This window comes from Marinomonas rhizomae (genome assembly GCF_003315485.1).
In the GTDB taxonomy this organism is placed as follows: Bacteria; Pseudomonadota; Gammaproteobacteria; order Pseudomonadales; family Marinomonadaceae; genus Marinomonas; species Marinomonas rhizomae.
Genome location: NZ_QNSE01000001.1, coordinates 57,481 through 73,934, shown reverse-complemented (window position 1 = coordinate 73,934; position 16,454 = coordinate 57,481). Strand labels below are relative to the sequence as shown.

Annotated in this window: 16 protein-coding genes and 1 pseudogene; 9 read left to right on the top strand and 8 right to left on the bottom strand. The window is 42.4% G+C overall.

From position 1 onward, the window contains the following. Window position 1: 1 nt before the first annotated feature. From DFP80_RS00370 to DFP80_RS00355, 4 genes are read right to left on the bottom strand one after another with little or no spacing between them, the layout of a single operon-like run. Window positions 2-1,630, bottom strand: coding sequence for an FGGY-family carbohydrate kinase (locus DFP80_RS00370; protein WP_113914829.1), 1,629 nt, complete (start codon window positions 1,628-1,630; stop codon window positions 2-4). A gap of 4 nt (window positions 1,631-1,634) precedes the next feature. Continuing rightward, window positions 1,635-4,301, bottom strand: coding sequence for a family 78 glycoside hydrolase catalytic domain (locus tag DFP80_RS00365; protein ID WP_158601339.1), 2,667 nt, complete (start codon window positions 4,299-4,301; stop codon window positions 1,635-1,637). A gap of 1 nt (window position 4,302) precedes the next feature. Continuing rightward, window positions 4,303-4,983 (bottom strand): GntR family transcriptional regulator, encoded by a 681-nt coding sequence (locus DFP80_RS00360; protein WP_113914827.1) that lies wholly within the window; start codon window positions 4,981-4,983, stop codon window positions 4,303-4,305. 34 nt (window positions 4,984-5,017) lie between these two features. After that, the gene (locus DFP80_RS00355; RefSeq protein ID WP_113915123.1) at window positions 5,018-5,899 is read right to left on the bottom strand and encodes a dihydrodipicolinate synthase family protein; all 882 of its coding nucleotides are present in this window, start codon (window positions 5,897-5,899) and stop codon (window positions 5,018-5,020) included. A gap of 190 nt (window positions 5,900-6,089) precedes the next feature. Between DFP80_RS00355 and DFP80_RS00350 the strand changes: the two genes are divergently transcribed. The 3 genes from DFP80_RS00350 to DFP80_RS00340 are packed head-to-tail and all read left to right on the top strand — an operon-like array spanning window position 6,090 to window position 8,914. After that, the gene (locus tag DFP80_RS00350; RefSeq protein ID WP_113914826.1) at window positions 6,090-7,082 is read left to right on the top strand and encodes a sialic acid TRAP transporter substrate-binding protein SiaP; all 993 of its coding nucleotides are present in this window, start codon (window positions 6,090-6,092) and stop codon (window positions 7,080-7,082) included. A 6-nt stretch (window positions 7,083-7,088) separates the two neighbouring features. Further along, window positions 7,089-7,595: a TRAP transporter small permease gene (locus DFP80_RS00345; protein ID WP_113914825.1), complete on the top strand. Its 507-nt coding sequence runs from the start codon at window positions 7,089-7,091 to the stop codon at window positions 7,593-7,595. Between the two features lie 14 nt (window positions 7,596-7,609). Next, window positions 7,610-8,914, top strand: coding sequence for a TRAP transporter large permease (locus tag DFP80_RS00340; RefSeq protein ID WP_113914824.1), 1,305 nt, complete (start codon window positions 7,610-7,612; stop codon window positions 8,912-8,914). Window positions 8,915-9,004: 90 nt separating this feature from the next. Here the strand turns inward: DFP80_RS00340 and DFP80_RS00335 are convergent, their stop codons facing one another. The 3 genes and pseudogenes from DFP80_RS00335 to DFP80_RS20835 all read right to left on the bottom strand — a co-directional run. Further along, window positions 9,005-9,463 (bottom strand): MOSC domain-containing protein, encoded by a 459-nt coding sequence (locus DFP80_RS00335; protein ID WP_113914823.1) that lies wholly within the window; start codon window positions 9,461-9,463, stop codon window positions 9,005-9,007. A 124-nt stretch (window positions 9,464-9,587) separates the two neighbouring features. Then, entirely contained in the window at window positions 9,588-10,040 is a 453-nt protein-coding gene (locus DFP80_RS00330; RefSeq protein WP_113915122.1) for a VOC family protein, read from the bottom strand. A 6-nt stretch (window positions 10,041-10,046) separates the two neighbouring features. After that, a pseudogene (locus DFP80_RS20835) lies at window positions 10,047-10,238 on the bottom strand (DUF6500 family protein); the annotation flags it as partial. Window positions 10,239-10,393: 155 nt separating this feature from the next. Between DFP80_RS20835 and DFP80_RS00325 the strand changes: the two are divergent. From DFP80_RS00325 to bluB, 4 genes are all read left to right on the top strand, one after another. Next, a complete protein-coding gene (locus DFP80_RS00325) occupies window positions 10,394-10,654 on the top strand; it encodes a DUF4212 domain-containing protein (RefSeq protein WP_113914822.1) in 261 nt (86 codons plus the stop codon). Window positions 10,655-10,659: 5 nt separating this feature from the next. Continuing rightward, entirely contained in the window at window positions 10,660-12,426 is a 1,767-nt protein-coding gene (locus DFP80_RS00320; protein WP_113914821.1) for a sodium:solute symporter family protein, read from the top strand. A 96-nt stretch (window positions 12,427-12,522) separates the two neighbouring features. After that, on the top strand, window positions 12,523-13,041 hold the full coding sequence (locus DFP80_RS00315) for a hypothetical protein (protein ID WP_113914820.1): 519 nt from the start codon (window positions 12,523-12,525) through the stop codon (window positions 13,039-13,041). A 94-nt stretch (window positions 13,042-13,135) separates the two neighbouring features. Then, window positions 13,136-13,792 (top strand): 5,6-dimethylbenzimidazole synthase, encoded by a 657-nt coding sequence (bluB, locus tag DFP80_RS00310; protein WP_113914819.1) that lies wholly within the window; start codon window positions 13,136-13,138, stop codon window positions 13,790-13,792. A gap of 121 nt (window positions 13,793-13,913) precedes the next feature. Here bluB and DFP80_RS00305 read toward each other — a convergent pair whose 3' ends face one another. Then, window positions 13,914-15,149, bottom strand: a complete 1,236-nt coding sequence (locus DFP80_RS00305) for an aminotransferase class V-fold PLP-dependent enzyme (RefSeq protein WP_113915121.1) — start codon at window positions 15,147-15,149, stop codon at window positions 13,914-13,916. A 204-nt stretch (window positions 15,150-15,353) separates the two neighbouring features. On the opposite strand from DFP80_RS00305, the gene DFP80_RS00300 reads away from it, so the two are divergent. After that, window positions 15,354-15,827 (top strand): Lrp/AsnC family transcriptional regulator, encoded by a 474-nt coding sequence (locus DFP80_RS00300; RefSeq protein WP_113914818.1) that lies wholly within the window; start codon window positions 15,354-15,356, stop codon window positions 15,825-15,827. A 173-nt stretch (window positions 15,828-16,000) separates the two neighbouring features. Beyond that, window positions 16,001-16,204 carry an RSP_7527 family protein gene (locus DFP80_RS00295; protein ID WP_241560183.1) on the top strand — a complete coding sequence of 68 codons (204 nt, stop codon included), beginning with the start codon at window positions 16,001-16,003 and terminating at the stop codon, window positions 16,202-16,204. The last annotated feature ends 250 nt before the right edge of the window (window positions 16,205-16,454 follow it).

Sequence of the window (16,454 nt, the reverse complement as noted above, 5' to 3'; positions counted from 1 at the left end):
ACTATTTCTCCTTTGTCATCATCATGGCGTTATACTTGGAATAATCGTCTTGCATCTTCCGAAACACCTTGTATTTATTATTGTGATAATTATTGATAGAACCTTGTCTTGGTTCGACCATACGACCTTGACCGGACATCACCTTCATTGCTTGCCTTAGATCAGTAAACTCACCCGCAGCAACTGCCCCCAACATAGCACAACCTAATAGCACAGGTTCTTGTTGATCTGGCACCAACACCTTACAACCCGTTGCATCAGCATGCTCACGAACATAAAGTGTATTTCTAGCTAAACCACCACTCATAACAAGCGTATTTATAACCGCTCCTTGAGCACGCATTTCTTCAATAATATGCCGAGTACCATAAGCCAAAGCTTGAATCGTGGCTAAATAGTCAAGCGCTAAATCATCAAGGCCTGCACTCATACCCAGCCCTACTACGGCACCTTTTCTCCAAGGCTCAGCTAAAGGAGAGCGGTTTCCATGGAAGTCAGGTTGCACATGACGAGTCGACGTTAAAAACGCCGTTTCCTCAGCCATACTAGTGAGCCTGTCTTCGATCAAATCGGAAATTCTTTTGCCTTGTTTTTTAGCTTCAATTGCAAGTGGGACAGAGGCGCTATGACGAGCAACTACCGCATCCATAAGTACACCAGCTGCAGACTGACCGCCTTCTAAAGCCCACATATCAGGTAGGGTTACGCCAAAATATGGCCCCCAAACACCGGGTACAAAAATCGGCTTCGTATTAAAAGCAATATGACAAGTCGACGTACCTGCAATAACTGCAAGACGAGAGTCTATCGGCGATTCACCAATATCAAGCCCCAATGTCCCTAATGCACCAGCATAGGCATCAATTAAACTAGCGGATACGGCGATACCGGCAGCCAAACCAAGCTCAGCTGCCGATTGTTCGGTTAGCACGCCACAACGTTCACCCGGAACAGAGAGCGTTGAGCCAATGGAAGCATGTTCATCCGCAACTAAATCTTTCAGCCCTATAGAAGACAAAAAATCATCGTCCCAACCTTCCCCTGCAAGGCCTTTGTGACCTAAGTAGGTCCACTTACACACGGTTGAGCACAGTGAGCGCGTGAAACTATTGGTGGCTCGGTGAACTAACCAATCTGGCAAGTCCCAAAATTGGGCCGCATTTTGCCAGCTCTGTGGTAGCTCTCGTTTCATCCAACGTAATTTTGGAAGCTCCATTTCAGGAGAAATTCGACCACCGACATGCTTTAAAACCGAACCACCAATTGCATTTATTTCATTGGCATCTTCTATGGCACGATGATCCATCCATAACATCACGTTTTGATGAGTCAAACCTGCTGGATCCACACTAACCGGTCCTCCATTAGCATCAGTAACGACAAGAGAGCAAGTGGCATCAAACCCCATTCCTACTACCTCTGACGACGATATGTTGGCATCAGCTATCGCTGTTTTAGTCGCCGTACAAACTGCCTGCCATATTTCAGAACTACTTTGCTGTGCAAAATTTTCCTGTGGACGATATGTTTCAATAGCTTGGGCTGCGGTACTTTTTAAATTCCCCTCAGAGTCAAAAACACCAGCTCTTGCACTGCCAGTACCGACATCAATACCAATAAAAAAGGCCATATTATTATTTTTCCTTATATATTTTTATATTCATCGAATGAGTTCCTGAAGCAAGCACAAACTCCCTTTTTTCTTGAAAACGCCAAGGACCAGACAATGTTATCGATGCACTAACATTTGGCGGTAGCTCTACAACCCAACTCACTTCTTCTGGGTTGTCTTTATTCATTTCCCAATGGCTTTTTATAAGACCTGTACATGCCTCATATTCCGCTTCGACAAACCCAATTCTTTCATCAAAAATAGGGCTCATTTTTACATTGGTATAACCTGGGGCCACTTCATCCCAATCAATTCCAGCAAGTCGAGCCCAGATCCATTCACCAATAGCACCGTAGGCATAATGATTGAAAGAGTTCATAGCTTTACTTTGGAAACCCTTATCTGGCGTCCAGCCATCCCAACGCTCCCATATCGTGGTTGCACCCTGCTTTATTGAGAATCCCCAAGACGGATATGAGTCTTTTAGCAATAAATCGATCGCTTGAGTGGGAGAAAGGTAGTCGCTAATAACGGGGGCTAAATGACGCACACCAAGGAAACCCGTTTGCAAATGTCCATTGGAGCTTTTAAACAAACGAGCGAGGTTTTCTGCAGCAGTAGGTACGTGGCTTTGAGGTAATACTTTAAAGTCTAAGGCCAATAAATACGCTGTTTGCGTATCACCAGATAATGAACCGTCTTCTAAAACAAACCGTTCTAAAAATACGTTTCTTAGCTTTTTCGACAATGCTGTCCACGGCGAACTATCTTTATTTAAAACCTTAGCCATGCTTGTCATGATATCCGCAAGATAGATCCAATAAGCGGTATTAATAAGCCCTCTATCTGTTTCATCGCCGACGGCTAACCAATCACCATAGTTGTTATGAATATCATTGACTCGAATACCATTAGGGTTTGTCGACTCAATGACTTTCATCCATTTAATAAATGGCTGCCAACATCGTTCTAACATACCTAGATCGGCATAACGTAGATAATGATGCCAAGCTAAAATAATCGGCGCATCACCCCAAGCAGGCGCACCTGGCTGTGGCGTTAATCGATATGGGTTTAATGGTTTAGTAGGAGCAACATCGGGAAAAGCGCCTTCTTCAGACTGACCATCGATAAGGTCTTCCATCCATTTTTTTAGAAAAGCAGAGGTATCCATAAAGTAGCCAGCGGTGCGCCAAAATACTTGAGCGTCAGCAGACCAACCATATCGTTCGTCACGCTGAGGACAGTCGGTTGGCACGCTTAAAAAGTTCCCTCTCTGGCTCCAGAAAATATTGGATAAAAGCTGATTCACCATAGTATTACCAGTGTGAATCTTCCCACTTACTGGTAAGTCGCTCTGAATAGCTATCGCTGTGACGCTGAGGTCTGAAACAGCTTCAGACAAACTAATGCCCGCATATTGAAAGCCATGAAAAGTAAAGTGAGGTTTAAAGTACTCAACACCACCGCCCTTACATATATAAATATCTTCAGAAACGGCATAACGTAAATTTTCAGTATATAAGTCGCCTTTCTCGCCAAGTCTCTCTGCGTGTCTGATTCGTATTTCAGTTCCTCTTGGCGCTGACACTTTTAGATCAACATAACCCGCTAAGTTTTGACCAAAATTATAAATAAGTTCGCCTGAGGAAGCCTTCTCAGCAAGTATCGCTTCAAGTCGGGCGACTTCTTTAACACTGTCCGCTCGACTCGCGTCTAATAATGGGGCATTTGGCTCAGGCGAATATACTTCAACAGGTTGCCAGTTATCCTCGGCATATTCCGACGTGAGCCAATCAACTAGCTCCAAACGTGCGTCATACATTTCCCCAGCCAAAAAGTCTGAGTAACAAATCGGGCCTTGCTTAGTGCTCCATTGATTATCACTAACAATTTTCTCAACTCTTCCATCGGCGTATTCAATGTGTAGTTGGAACATTAGCCCTGGACGACCACCATAATGATTGCCTGCACGTCTTTGATTGTGCCCAATACGCCCAGAATACCAGCCCTCTCCCAGTACAGCGCCAATGACATTCTTTGAAGATGCAATCAAGTCAGTAACATCATAGCTTTGATACTCGACACGACGATGATAGTCGGTCCAGCCTGGCGCCATAACGTCATCACCTACTCGCCTACCATTTAGGTATAATTCATACAAACCAAGAGCGGTAACATAAACAAACACCCTAACTGGCGCAGCGTTTAAGGTAAATTGTCGGCGTAAATAATCAGCTGGCCGAGCTTGAAAGCGGTTATCATAATGAGTATCTTGTGGTATCTCTCGCCCTGCGGGCAAAACAAAATAACGAGCTATCCACTGGGCTTGCCAGTCGTCTTCACCCAACCCAGTAAAGAACTGCGCTGGCTCAGAACGCCCTGCACTTTGTCCCTCTTCATCCCAGATTTGAAGCGCCCACCAAATTCGTTGATCACGTAATAGTGGATTACCACCCCAAGTAACAGAACAGCAAACATCTTTTATAACACCGCTATCCCAGACGGTTCCATTACCTTGGTAGACATTGTCTTTTGATTCACTAGCAATAATCTGCCAAGAACACATCCTCCCTTTACCTTTTAGCCCCCAAGACAACACAGGGGACAATTGATTCAGGCCACGAGGCAACCGTAAACTCTCGCATTTTAAATTGTGAGCTTGAAGATAGATGCATTCTCTAGACATATTATAATTCCAAAGCTCGCTCTCTAGCATTACCAATATGATGATCCATTGCTTCCATTGCCGCATTTCGATCACGTGCTAACAGTGCATCGATAATTTTAATATGATCACCAAAGGCTGCAGGTAAAGTCAGAGAGTTCAATCGTATTCGATCTAACTTAATCAGGCGTATACGTATATTATTAATATCATAAGCACCCATGAGTAACTCATTACGCGTTGATTGCATTAGCAATGCATGAAAGCCACTGTCTATTTCCTGTCCTCTGCGAAGTAACTCTTCAGATGAACCAGCTTTGACGGCTTCAATAATTTCAAGGTGAAGTGCTTTTTGCTCTAGCAATACCTCTTCAGGCATTTTTTTCAAAGCATACAGAACAGCCTCTCTTTCTAGAGCTGCACGCATTTGGAAAGCGTCACGAATCATCTGTAAATCAATAGCAGGAATCATGATGCCTTTTTGCGGTAGCACCGTAATCAAGTTTTCAGACTGTAACCTCGGCAAAAGCTCTCTTAATGCGCCAATGGATAAATGCAGCATTTCAACTAATTCTCGCTGACTAACCATTTGTCCAGGTCGAAGTCGCCCGTCTAATAGAGCTTCTTGAAATTGTTCATAAGCCACCTGACGTATACGGCCATCATTGTATTTAATTGGAGCTGTCATTACTTTTGCATTCATTTTTTGCCTCGATCAATCAGTTTGATAACAGGTACTAAAGGTTTAATTCTAACTTCAGCGCGGTCCTAATATCATCAGAAAGAGGTAATAAAGGGGGTAAAGGCTTATAAAAAGAAGGTTGATTGTATTTATCTGATAACAATGCTTTTAAGGAGATCAAACCACCATTACCATCTATAGCTTCAATACGTTTTGCAGCGCGTGATTCAAAAGCATCATCAACACCACCTTTATACAAAGTCACACTATCTTCTGGGAAAAGATTAGGTAAACCGCCTATCATGCCAGCACCGCCAGCACTAACCATACGACTCAGAATTCGATCATCTCCGGTAAATATTGATAAATCAGGGAAACTAGCAATCAACTCCAATCCATCTTTAAGATTGCCTGTAGAGTCTTTGATACCAACAACTCGCGCCCCCAACCTAGCAACAACATCTTTAACTAAAGAAGGCGTAAATGGCACACCACTAAAGAATGGGAAGTTATACAAAACGATATCGAGATCAGGAGTCCCAGCTGAAGCAACTATCGCCTCATAAAAATTCACAACACCCTCATTACCTGAAGGCAAGTAGTAAAAAGGTGGGATAATTAATGCCGCACGACAACCCAATTCGCTAGCGGTTTTATAAAGAGATGCCGCATCTGCTATAGAAGAAGCAATAATGCCAGGTATATGACGAGACATGTCCATACCTAAGTCAGAAAGAGCAATGAGTGCAGCTATTTTTTGCTGGGAAGAAAAAGAAGCTCCCTCACCCGTTGTTCCAAATACGGATACAAATTCACATCCTTTAGACAACATATTCTCACAATGATCTTTGAGTGCTAAGACATCAATTTCTTGATGTGAGTCAATGGGTGTTAAGGCAGCTCCAATCACTCCTTTTAAATCTGTATCTTTATTCATCACGACCACCTCTAATAAGTTATTGTTTTTTTGATAAAACATATAATCATATAACTAATACAATAAGTCTATACTTCGATAAAATTTCCCTGTAAAGTTTTATCAAGCTCAAGGAAGCTGGTAGATTACAAGCCACTACCTAAGCCGCAATCTCTACAAAAATAAAAAGTTGATGAAAATGGAGAAAAGCATGAAATTAAAAACAATAATTGCCGCTATTACTTGCTGTACAACTCTTGCCGTTCCAGCATTTGCGAATGAAACCATTGAACTAAAGTTCACCACAGCATCAGTGCCTTCAGACATACACACCAAAGCAATGAAGGTATTTAAAAATTCTTTAAATACCTCTGTTCCAGGCCGATTTGATGTACAACTTTATGATTCTGGTGCTCTATTTAAATCCGGTCCAGATTTAGATGCCATGCAGCGGGGCAATGTTGAAATGGGCTATGTATCTTACCAATTAATTGCCGACGCTATTCCAAAGTACGGCGCTCTCACATCTGGCTATTTATTTAAAAGCCCTACACATTACCGTGCATTTCTAAACTCAAAAGTGGGCCAAGCATTTAAGAAAGATGTGTCAGAAGAGATGGACGTTCAAATTCTTGACGCTTGTTATTTAGGTACTCGTGAGCTGAACCTTAGGACCACACGTGATATCAAAACACCAGACGATTTAAAGGGTGTAAAATTAAGAATGCCAGGGTCTGATGCTTGGCTATTTCTTGGGGATGCATTAGGCGCATCGGCTACCCCTATGCCTTTTGGTGAAGTGTATTTAGGCCTACAAACAGGCGCTATCGATGCACAAGACAACCCGCTCCCAACCATTGAAGCGGCAAAATTCTATGAAGTGACCAAACAAATTGTCATGACCGATCATTTAGTTGATGCCATCAATATCGTTGTTAACAATGAGACGTGGGATAAGCTGAGCAGTGGTGAGAAAAAAGCCATGCAAAAAGCAGCCGTTACGGCTTGTGATTGGAATAATGAAAAGCGTCAATCTGAAGAAGCACGACTAATCTCTGTCTTTAAAGATGCAGGTCTAACCATTACCACTCCTAATGTTGAAGCCTTTCGCAAACACGTTCAAAGCTATTACTTAAACTCTGATCGTTCAAAAGACTGGCCTAAAGGTTTAATAGAAGAAATAAACAAACTAGCTCAGGAGTAATACTCTATGACAACTCCTATTCGTAGGAGAGGTCTGACAAGAATCGGCAAGCTACTTTCCAAACTTGCCGATTCTATCGGAGCACTCTTCTTTCTAGCAGCGTTCAGCGGATTTATCATACAAGTATTCTATCGATACGTGCTCAACGATCCCATTCGATGGAGCGAAGAACTCATTATGATAGCCTTTATTTGGGTTGTTTTTTGGGCGGCCGCCTTTATGGTACCAATTAAAAGGCACGTAACGTTGGAAGTGGTTTATGACATAGTTCCACCTAAAACAAAACGTATCTTTGCCATCTTCTCTATGCTTGTCATTATCGTATCTTTCGTTATTTTAATGCCTGCGACTCTAGACTATTTAGACTTTCTTACTCGCAAAAAAAGCCCCGTTTTAAGAGTACCAATGCACTTAATTTACAGCTGCTACATGCTCTTTTTAGTTGGCTTTACCGTTAAATCTGGTATTCGCTTATGTAAGTTATTTGGCTCTGACTGGCGTAGCCACATTTAATAGGAATCATGATCATGGATTTTTTCTCTGAATACGCACTCTTAATCATGTTCGTTATTTTAATTGCCATTACCATAACAGGCGTGCCACTTGGCATTGCCATGATTGTTTCGAGTATTTTCTACCTACTTATGTCTGGAAATGATGTCGGATTAGCCGCAGAAAATGTATTGAATGGTGCTTTTGGAAACTTTGTTGCCCTTGCAGTTCCTTTATTCATTTTTGCCGCGAACATTATGAATGCAGGTAAAGTAACCGACCGTTTATTAACTTTCTCTCTCGCCCTAGTCGGACGAATTCCGGGCGGTCTAGCTCAAGTAAACATAATTACCTCTCTTATTTTTTCAGGTATGTCTGGTTCCGCTATCTCCGATGCGGCTGGAGTTGGTAAAATAATCACAGATATGATGACGAAAGACGGCCGTTATCCAAGAGGTTTTGCTGGCGCCCTAACCGCAACATCGGCAGTTGTCGGACCAGTATTTCCACCTTCAATTCCTATGGTGTTTTATGCTCTTATTTCTTCAACATCGGTAGGCGCACTATTTCTAGCTGGTGTTGTACCTGCTTTGATGGTATGCCTGGTTTTAGGAGTAGCAGTATTCATTATGGCTAAGGTCAGAGGTTTTCCTGTCGAAGACGCCATTCCCTGGAGAGCTTTACCAATTGCTTTTATCAGAGCTTTCCCCGCTCTTTTGATGCCTGTTATTTTATTAGGTGGTATCTACTCTGGTGTATTTACCCCCACTGAAGCGGCTGCTGTTTCCGCTTTTTATGCTTTATTGTTAGCCGTCTTTGCTTATCGAGTGATGGGGTTAAAAGACTTCTGGAATGTTGTCATTGATACGGTAAAAACAACGGCTGTTGTTACATTAGTACTGTGTGGCGCCTTTATTTTTAATTACGTCATTACTGTTGAACAGCTACCTCAGAATGTCTTTGAGCTTTTTAGTTCTTGGAACTTAAGCCAAACCGAATTTTTAATTTTGCTTAACATTCTCTATTTGGTAATGGGATGTTTCTTAGATGTATCAACCATTATGCTGGTAGTAACGCCATTATTTATACCTACAGCGATGCTGCTTGGCATAGACTTAAATCATCTTGGAATAGTGCTAGTTTTCAACATGATGATAGGATTATTAACACCGCCTTACGGTATATTGCTGTATATAATTAAAGCGCTGAATGGCATTCCTGTTGGAGAAATGATTCGGGAAATATGGGTGTTTTTAGGAATACTTATAACTTTACTCGTCATATTCACCTTTTCGCCAGATTTAGTACTTTGGTTACCAAGGCTAGCAGGAATGCTATAAATCAAAATATAAAAGTGGCAACAAAAAGTTCAGGTGGTCTTAAAAAATTTAAAATTGGCCGCCTGAACGAAGCTAACAACGTAACTATGACTACTTATTAATCAAATTAAACTGCATGCCCCTTCTTAGTATTCCAGTACTTAAGACATTGGCTCTTAAGCCTCCGCGATGTAACCAAGCTCGTACCACCTGCGGTGAGGATATAGAGTCATTCGCTAAGGATTTTCCTAACGAGCCACAAGGCTCACACAGTTCGACGCCATAAAAGCGCACATCACCAATCGAGAACTCTTGTCCGACTAATTGGTTCAATCGCACGCCTTGGGTCACTATGTTTCTTCTGGTCGCTGAAAGGCCGATATTTTGCGCAAAGTTAGCATTAAAGGCGGCAATTTCTTCACTTTCTACAAAGGTAATATTTGGGCCATCTGTGCCTTTTTTTCCGTAATACCTGTCGCCGACTATACCTTTACCTGCATCCACTTTGACAGCATCGATCCCTATCTGTGATTGCTTAGATTTTTTCGACACGAAAATTGCTTGAATCACCCTTTGTCTCCTAAGACAAGTCCATCACTGGTCGATTATGACATACACAATGATTAAAAACCTTCCCAAAAAAATCAGTTGTTAAGGAGGCTATTCTTCTAGAGTTAGGCTATATGCTACAGATTTAATTTAGCCACTCCAACCCGTCATACGGTTTGGCTTTTAAAGATTCAAGGCGAGTAGCAAGGGAACCTGAATGCAGTTCTAACTTATGCCCATCAGGGTCTTCAATATAAAAAGAATCCCCTTCACTGCTATTTATTTGCCATTGCTTAACCGACTTAAAAACATTTTTTCGCTGAATATGAATCATAGACGCTGAATCATAAGTAAAAGCAACGTGCGTGTAATCCTGGCTGGGCTTCGCTTTCCCCAATGATAAACAAAGCCAACAGTTTCCGTATGACAAATAAGCACCAGTATTCCAACGCACTTCGCCTTGAAACCCTAACAGGCCACAATAAAACTCAATGGATACATCAAGATTAGACACACTCAAGGTCAGATGATTGAGACCTTTAGCCTGCTGTAAATCTGGCAATTGAATAGCCGAGCGATTATCGAGTGATGCCACCATAGCGTAAATCTTAGTGGCTTTTTCGAAGTGATTAAGTTGATGCTCTTCTATCCACCAGCGCGCAACGGTCATCAAGGTAACGGGGTCATCGTTTTTATTCGCAAAAAACGCATAAAAAGACACCTGAACACCGTCGCCTTTTTGTTTTATTTTTTCAGCACAAACCGAAAGAATCTTTTGTTTTATATCCTTATTCACTTCTCTTACTCACATCTAAAGTACTGTCTTGCATGGATCCCGCATGAGAGCATGTCGATCAATAAACACGCTATGCGACTAAAGTCTGACTTCTTATTAAACAACTGCCTGCTAAATTAACAGTGCGTATAAAAATAATTATAAGGAGATCTACCGTGTCAGATCATAACATTAATGCAGAAAAATACTGGCAAGCAAACCTAAGGCTGATACTAGGCAGCTTAGTGGTTTGGGCAATGGCCTCTTATGGCTGTGCCATCCTACTTCGTCCCATGCTCTCAGGCATTCATATTGGTGGAACAGATTTAGGATTCTGGTTCGCTCAACAAGGTTCCATTCTCGTATTCATCATTTTGACTTTCTTCTACGCATGGAGAATGAACAAGCTTGATGAAGAATTTGGCCTTCAGGAGTAAGTCGTATGGATCAGTTTACTATTAACCTACTTTTCGTCGGCGGCTCCTTTGCTCTTTACTTCGGTATCGCATTTTGGGCGCGCGCTGGATCAACAAAAGAGTTCTATGTCGCTGGCGGTGGAGTACATCCAGTACTAAATGGTATGGCAACAGCAGCAGACTGGATGTCTGCCGCATCTTTCATCTCAATGGCGGGGTTGATCGCGGCTGGCGGTTACGCTAACTCAACCTTCTTAATGGGTTGGACTGGGGGTTATGTCCTACTCGCTATGTTACTAGCACCTTACTTGCGCAAGTTCGGAAAGTTCACTGTGCCAGATTTCATTGGCGACCGCTTCTATAGCCAAACAGCACGGCTTGTTGCTGTTGCATGTTTAATCATTGCATCGGTCACCTATGTAATCGGTCAAATGACTGGTGCGGGCGTCGCATTTTCTCGCTTCTTGGAAGTGGATAACAACACAGGCCTTTTGATTGCCGCGGTTGTTGTGTTTTTCTACGCCGTGTTAGGTGGTATGAAAGGCATAACCTATACGCAGGTTGCACAATATGTGGTTCTTATCATCGCTTATACTATTCCTGCGGTATTTATCTCCTTACAACTAACAGATACCTTTATCCCTGCTATTGGTCTTTTCTCTACTCATACTGAGTCTGGCTTACCACTGTTACAAAAACTTGATGAGGTGGTACGTGAGCTTGGTTTTAGAGATTATACCGCTGACGTCGATAACAAGTTAAATATGGTTTTATTTACCCTATCTCTAATGATAGGTACTGCCGGCCTACCACACGTTATTATTCGTTTCTTCACTGTTCCTAAAGTAGCCGATGCCCGTTGGTCTGCTGGTTGGGCATTAGTCTTCATCGCTTTGTTGTATCTAACCGCACCAGCGGTTGCGTCTATGGCTCGTTTAAATCTACTAACGACTATTTACCCATCAGGTCCAACAGAACAACCCATCGAATACGCTGAACGCCCAGATTGGGTTCAGACTTGGGAAACAACCGGTCTTATCAAGTTCGACGATAAAAACGGCGATGGTCGTGTGCAATTCTACAACGACGTCCCTGCATTCCAAGAGGAAGCTACAGCTCGTGGTTGGGAAGGCAATGAACTAGTCGTTAACCGTGACATCCTTGTATTGGCAAATCCAGAAATTGCGAACCTTCCAAGCTGGGTTATTGGACTAATTGCCGCTGGTGGTTTGGCCGCAGCACTCTCAACCGCTGCAGGTCTACTACTGGCAATATCGTCTGCAATAAGTCATGACCTAATAAAAGGCTCGATAAACCCCAATATTAGTGACAAAGGGGAGCTCAGAGTGGCAAGGCTGTCCATGTTTGTCGCGATAGCATTAGCAACTTATCTAGGCATGAATCCACCAGGTTTCGCCGCTCAAGTAGTAGCATTAGCCTTTGGTATCGCGGCAGCGTCTATCTTCCCAGCCTTAATGATGGGGATATTCTCTAAACGTGTAAATAGCACTGGGGCTGTGGCTGGTATGCTAGCGGGTCTGATTTCAACCTTGGTTTATATCTTCTTATTCCTTGGCTGGTTCTTCATCCCAGGTACTGCGTCGCTTGCCAACACACCAGATAACTGGTTGTTCGGTATCTCTCCATTGTCGTTTGGTGCCGTGGGTGCTGTGATTAACTTTGTGGTCGCGTTTACTGTCTCTTCGATGACTGCGCCACCACCAAAAGAAATCCAAGACCTTGTTGAAAGCGTTCGTTACCCTCAAGGTGCAGGCGGTGCTGTTGACCACTAAGGTTTAACCAAAAGCACTTCCGAAAATTGGGCCTCACTTCTTTGTGAGGCCCAATTTCCCTATAATAAGAATCCACACAAATAAAAGAGAGCGCTTATGTTTTGGGAACTCATTGCTACTGTTTTTGCCGGTATTGGCGGCGCAGGTATTGCTCTGTTGTTAAGAAAGATAACCAAACAAACTGCGCCGAAATGGCTGGTGCCTGCGTTTGCTGGTGTTGCTATGCTTGGTTTTCAAATTCAAGGTGAGTACGACTGGTACAATCACCAAACTAGCTTATTGCCAAAAGGTATTGTGGTTGTAAAAACCGTTCAAGAAGAAGCGCCGTGGCGTCCTTGGAGCTACGTATTCCCACAAACTCTCCGCTTTATTGCTGCCGACGTAGAGAATTCTGCACAAAATAAAATTGACCCGAACCTTGTTCTTGTCGACTTATATTTTTTTGAGCGTCGCCACACAGCAAAACGTGTCCCACAAATAGTCGATTGTGTACAAGGCGCCAGAACAGATTTCACTCAATCCTTTAGCCCTTCATCAAGCCAATCCGCTTCAACCTGGTACCCGCTTGCAAGTGATGATTTATTACTAAAAGCGGTTTGTCGTAATCAAGCTTAAATAACACTCCTGATAACCCGAGTTTTTCTCATTGGCATAAACGAACTTCCACCTCCATAATAATCGACTTCCTACAAATCAAAAGTCGATTATTATGAACATCACAGCTGAAGAACGCGACGCGGTTTACAAAACCATATTTTCTCGTCGTGATGTGCGACGAGAATTCAAACCAGATCCTATCCCAAATGATGTTTTAGAGCGCATATTACTGGCTGCTCACCATGCGCCAAGCGTTGGCTTTATGCAGCCTTGGGACTTCATTCTTGTCACTAAGCCAGAATCTAAAGCACAAATTAAACAAGGTTTTTTACAAGCCCATGCCGAAGCCACCGAACTGTTTAAAGGCGAACGTAAAGAGCAGTATAAAAGCTTCAAATTAGAAGGCATCGAAGAAGCGCCACTGGGCATTTGTGTGACATGCGACCGCAGTCGAACAGGCTCAGTGGTATTAGGACGAACCGCGAAGCCAGAAATGGATTTATTCAGTTCAGTGTGCGCAGTACAAAATTTATGGTTAGCCGCCAGAGCGGAGAACCTTGGCGTTGGCTGGGTCAGTATTGTTCATGACAAAGTAATACGTGACACGCTTAACATCCCTGAATCCATCGATATTATTGCGTATTTATGCGTGGGCTATGTTGAAGAATTTCATGACACACCAGACCTAGAAAGGGCTGGCTGGTTACCAAGACGAGATGCCAGCTGTGCCATTCATTATGACTCTTGGCGGCAGCCAAAAAATGATTAATAGAGTTACACAATAACTGCACCAGCCAATACGTTGTGATTTTTAGTAGGCATAAAGCGAATAAAGCCTAAGTAGATATTTCACTTGCTTAGGCCTCTTCTTTTACTAGTTTGAAATACTATTATGAAAGCGCTTTGTCCAACGCTTCGATCAGTTGATCTATTTCTTCGGCATTCGTGTAGTGAACGAATGACAAACGCACCACCCCCGTAGCTGCATCCACTCCCATAGCTTCTAATAAGCGCACCGCATAGAAATGCCCCGCTCCACAAATAATACCTTGATCGACTAATTTTTGCGCCAACTCTTGAGGTGTTTGTCCTTTGGGAATAATCGCTACGGTCGCAGCTCTCTTAGACGGATCAGCCGTACCAAGTAAGATTAATTTTGGGTGTTGATCAACAAAACGAAGCAACTTAACCAACAAACCTTGTTCGGCATCATGCAACAAGCCTCGTACTCGCTGGACTTTTTCAATAACAGAACCTGTCGTGTCGAAATGATGGTCATGCAGTGCATCAAAGTAATCTAAAACACCACGACTCGCTGCAACTTGTGCATGATCTGGACCCGCTGGGACAAACCATTTTTGACGATAAGCTTTGTTAAAATAATGCGCCTGATTACCTAGTTTATCCGCCATAGCATCACGAATAACCATTACACCAAGGTGCGTTCCGTACGCTTTATAAAGAGAAAGTAGATAAATATCTGCGCCCAATGCATTCACATCCGGCAAACCATGGCCCGCAAAAGACACTCCGTCCACAAGCGTCGCAACGCCTGCAGCTTTTGCTAGTGCACAAATTTCTGCCACCGGGTTAATCTCAGCCACAATATTTGAGCAATGAGTAAAAGCCAGCAGTTTGGTTTGCTCCGTAAAAAGTGTCTCTAAATCATTTATATCTAATGATCCAGTCTGGGTATCTACTTGCCACTCTTTAATAACAATGCCACGTGATTCCAGTGCTCGCCAGACACCAATATTCGCTTCATGATCCTGATTAGTGACTATGACCTCGTCACCTGCTTTTAGAATCTTGCCAAAAGCTTGCGCCAGTACATAGGTATTCTGAGAAGTCGAAGGGCCAAGATGTACTTCGCTGGCTTTCACATTCAAATAGGACGCTAAACGCTCGTGAGCTAAATCCATCTGAGCGCCAGCTTTTTGAGCGGCGGGATGAAGATGATAAGGCTGAAGTTTGGTTTCTCGATAATATTGGTCTAAATGATCAATCACCGACTGACAAGCGTAAGAGCCACCCGCATTATCAAAAAATGCCTGGCCTGCTAAAGACGGTTCTTTAAACGCTGGGAATTGAGAACGAACAAACGCCAAATCCAATTTAGGTGTCATAACTTTATCTCCACACTGAAAGCAGTCTACTGCTTGCCATTCAAATCGAACTAACATAAGAAGACCTTTGCACGAAGTAACAAACGCAGTAATCGCGCAAGGGGCTCATAAGAAAAGTATAGAGAATAAGACACACAAGTTGTTTGCTATTTAAAGGTAGAATCACTAACGTAATACAAGATTTTTGTTTTAAATGAGCACTTTATGAAAGAAATCACCTTAGACCGCACTGATTACAAAATAATACAAGCATTGGAAAACGACGGCCGACTTAGTAATACTCAGTTAGCAGAAACCATTAATCTTTCACAATCCCAGTGTTTAAGGCGTTTACGACAGTTAGAAGAAATGGACATTATTAGCGGTTACCGAGCACAAGTTAACTACCAAAAGCTCGGCTATAGCGTCATGGCTTGGACTTTGGTCACCGTCAGTAAAGACACAGCCAATGCTCGAGAGAATGTGATGTTTTTTTTACAGCAACAAAGTTCTGCAATTAGCGTGCATGGTGTCACAGGAGATGTGGATTTAATGGTAGAAATTTACGCAACAGACATGACACAATTCACCGATTTAGTAGTAAAACAACTTTATGCTCATGCTGACGTTGTAAGCACCAAATCCTACATACGTTTAGACACAGCAAAGCAAAACGGTAGCCCTCTTGATAAATCATAAAAATCTATTAAAAACATTAACTTAAGAATTTCCTTGTCCGATTGATTAGTTTTTTTCAGGTATTGGTGTATTTTTTATCGTTTGTCTTATTTCCCCATAGTTTCTACTATATAAGCGTCAAAACGGAATAAGTTTTGATGCCTTTCAAAACAACCATGAACGAGGAATACATCATGAAAAACACTAAATCTGTTGCCGAATTACTAGACACTGTAAACACTTCTTTTCTTACTGATGCTGAAAAATACGAAGCAATTGCTCGTGCTGAACGCGCTGAATACATCATTGCAGGCATTTCTTCTGCTTTTAAAGCCGTTAAAAATACAGCAATCAAATTGAAATCAGCGTTTGCATCTTCTTCTGCTCAACACGCTTAATCAATCAGTACACTTTAGTCGTTAAGCACACCAGAGAGTTATTGGGTGAGCATCTGTTATCAAAACAGATATGTTGGCTTACTCCAACAGGCTTGTAAGGAAATGGCGCTAGAATAAAAACATTAAGCGCTTCCTGTTCCTACCTTATCTATCTAATCCGCTCCGAACAATTCTGCTTCAATCTTAATTATTTTTATTCACAGCTTTATTTTGTTTTTCGCAAGAACGTTCTATTGTTTGTTGCCAATCC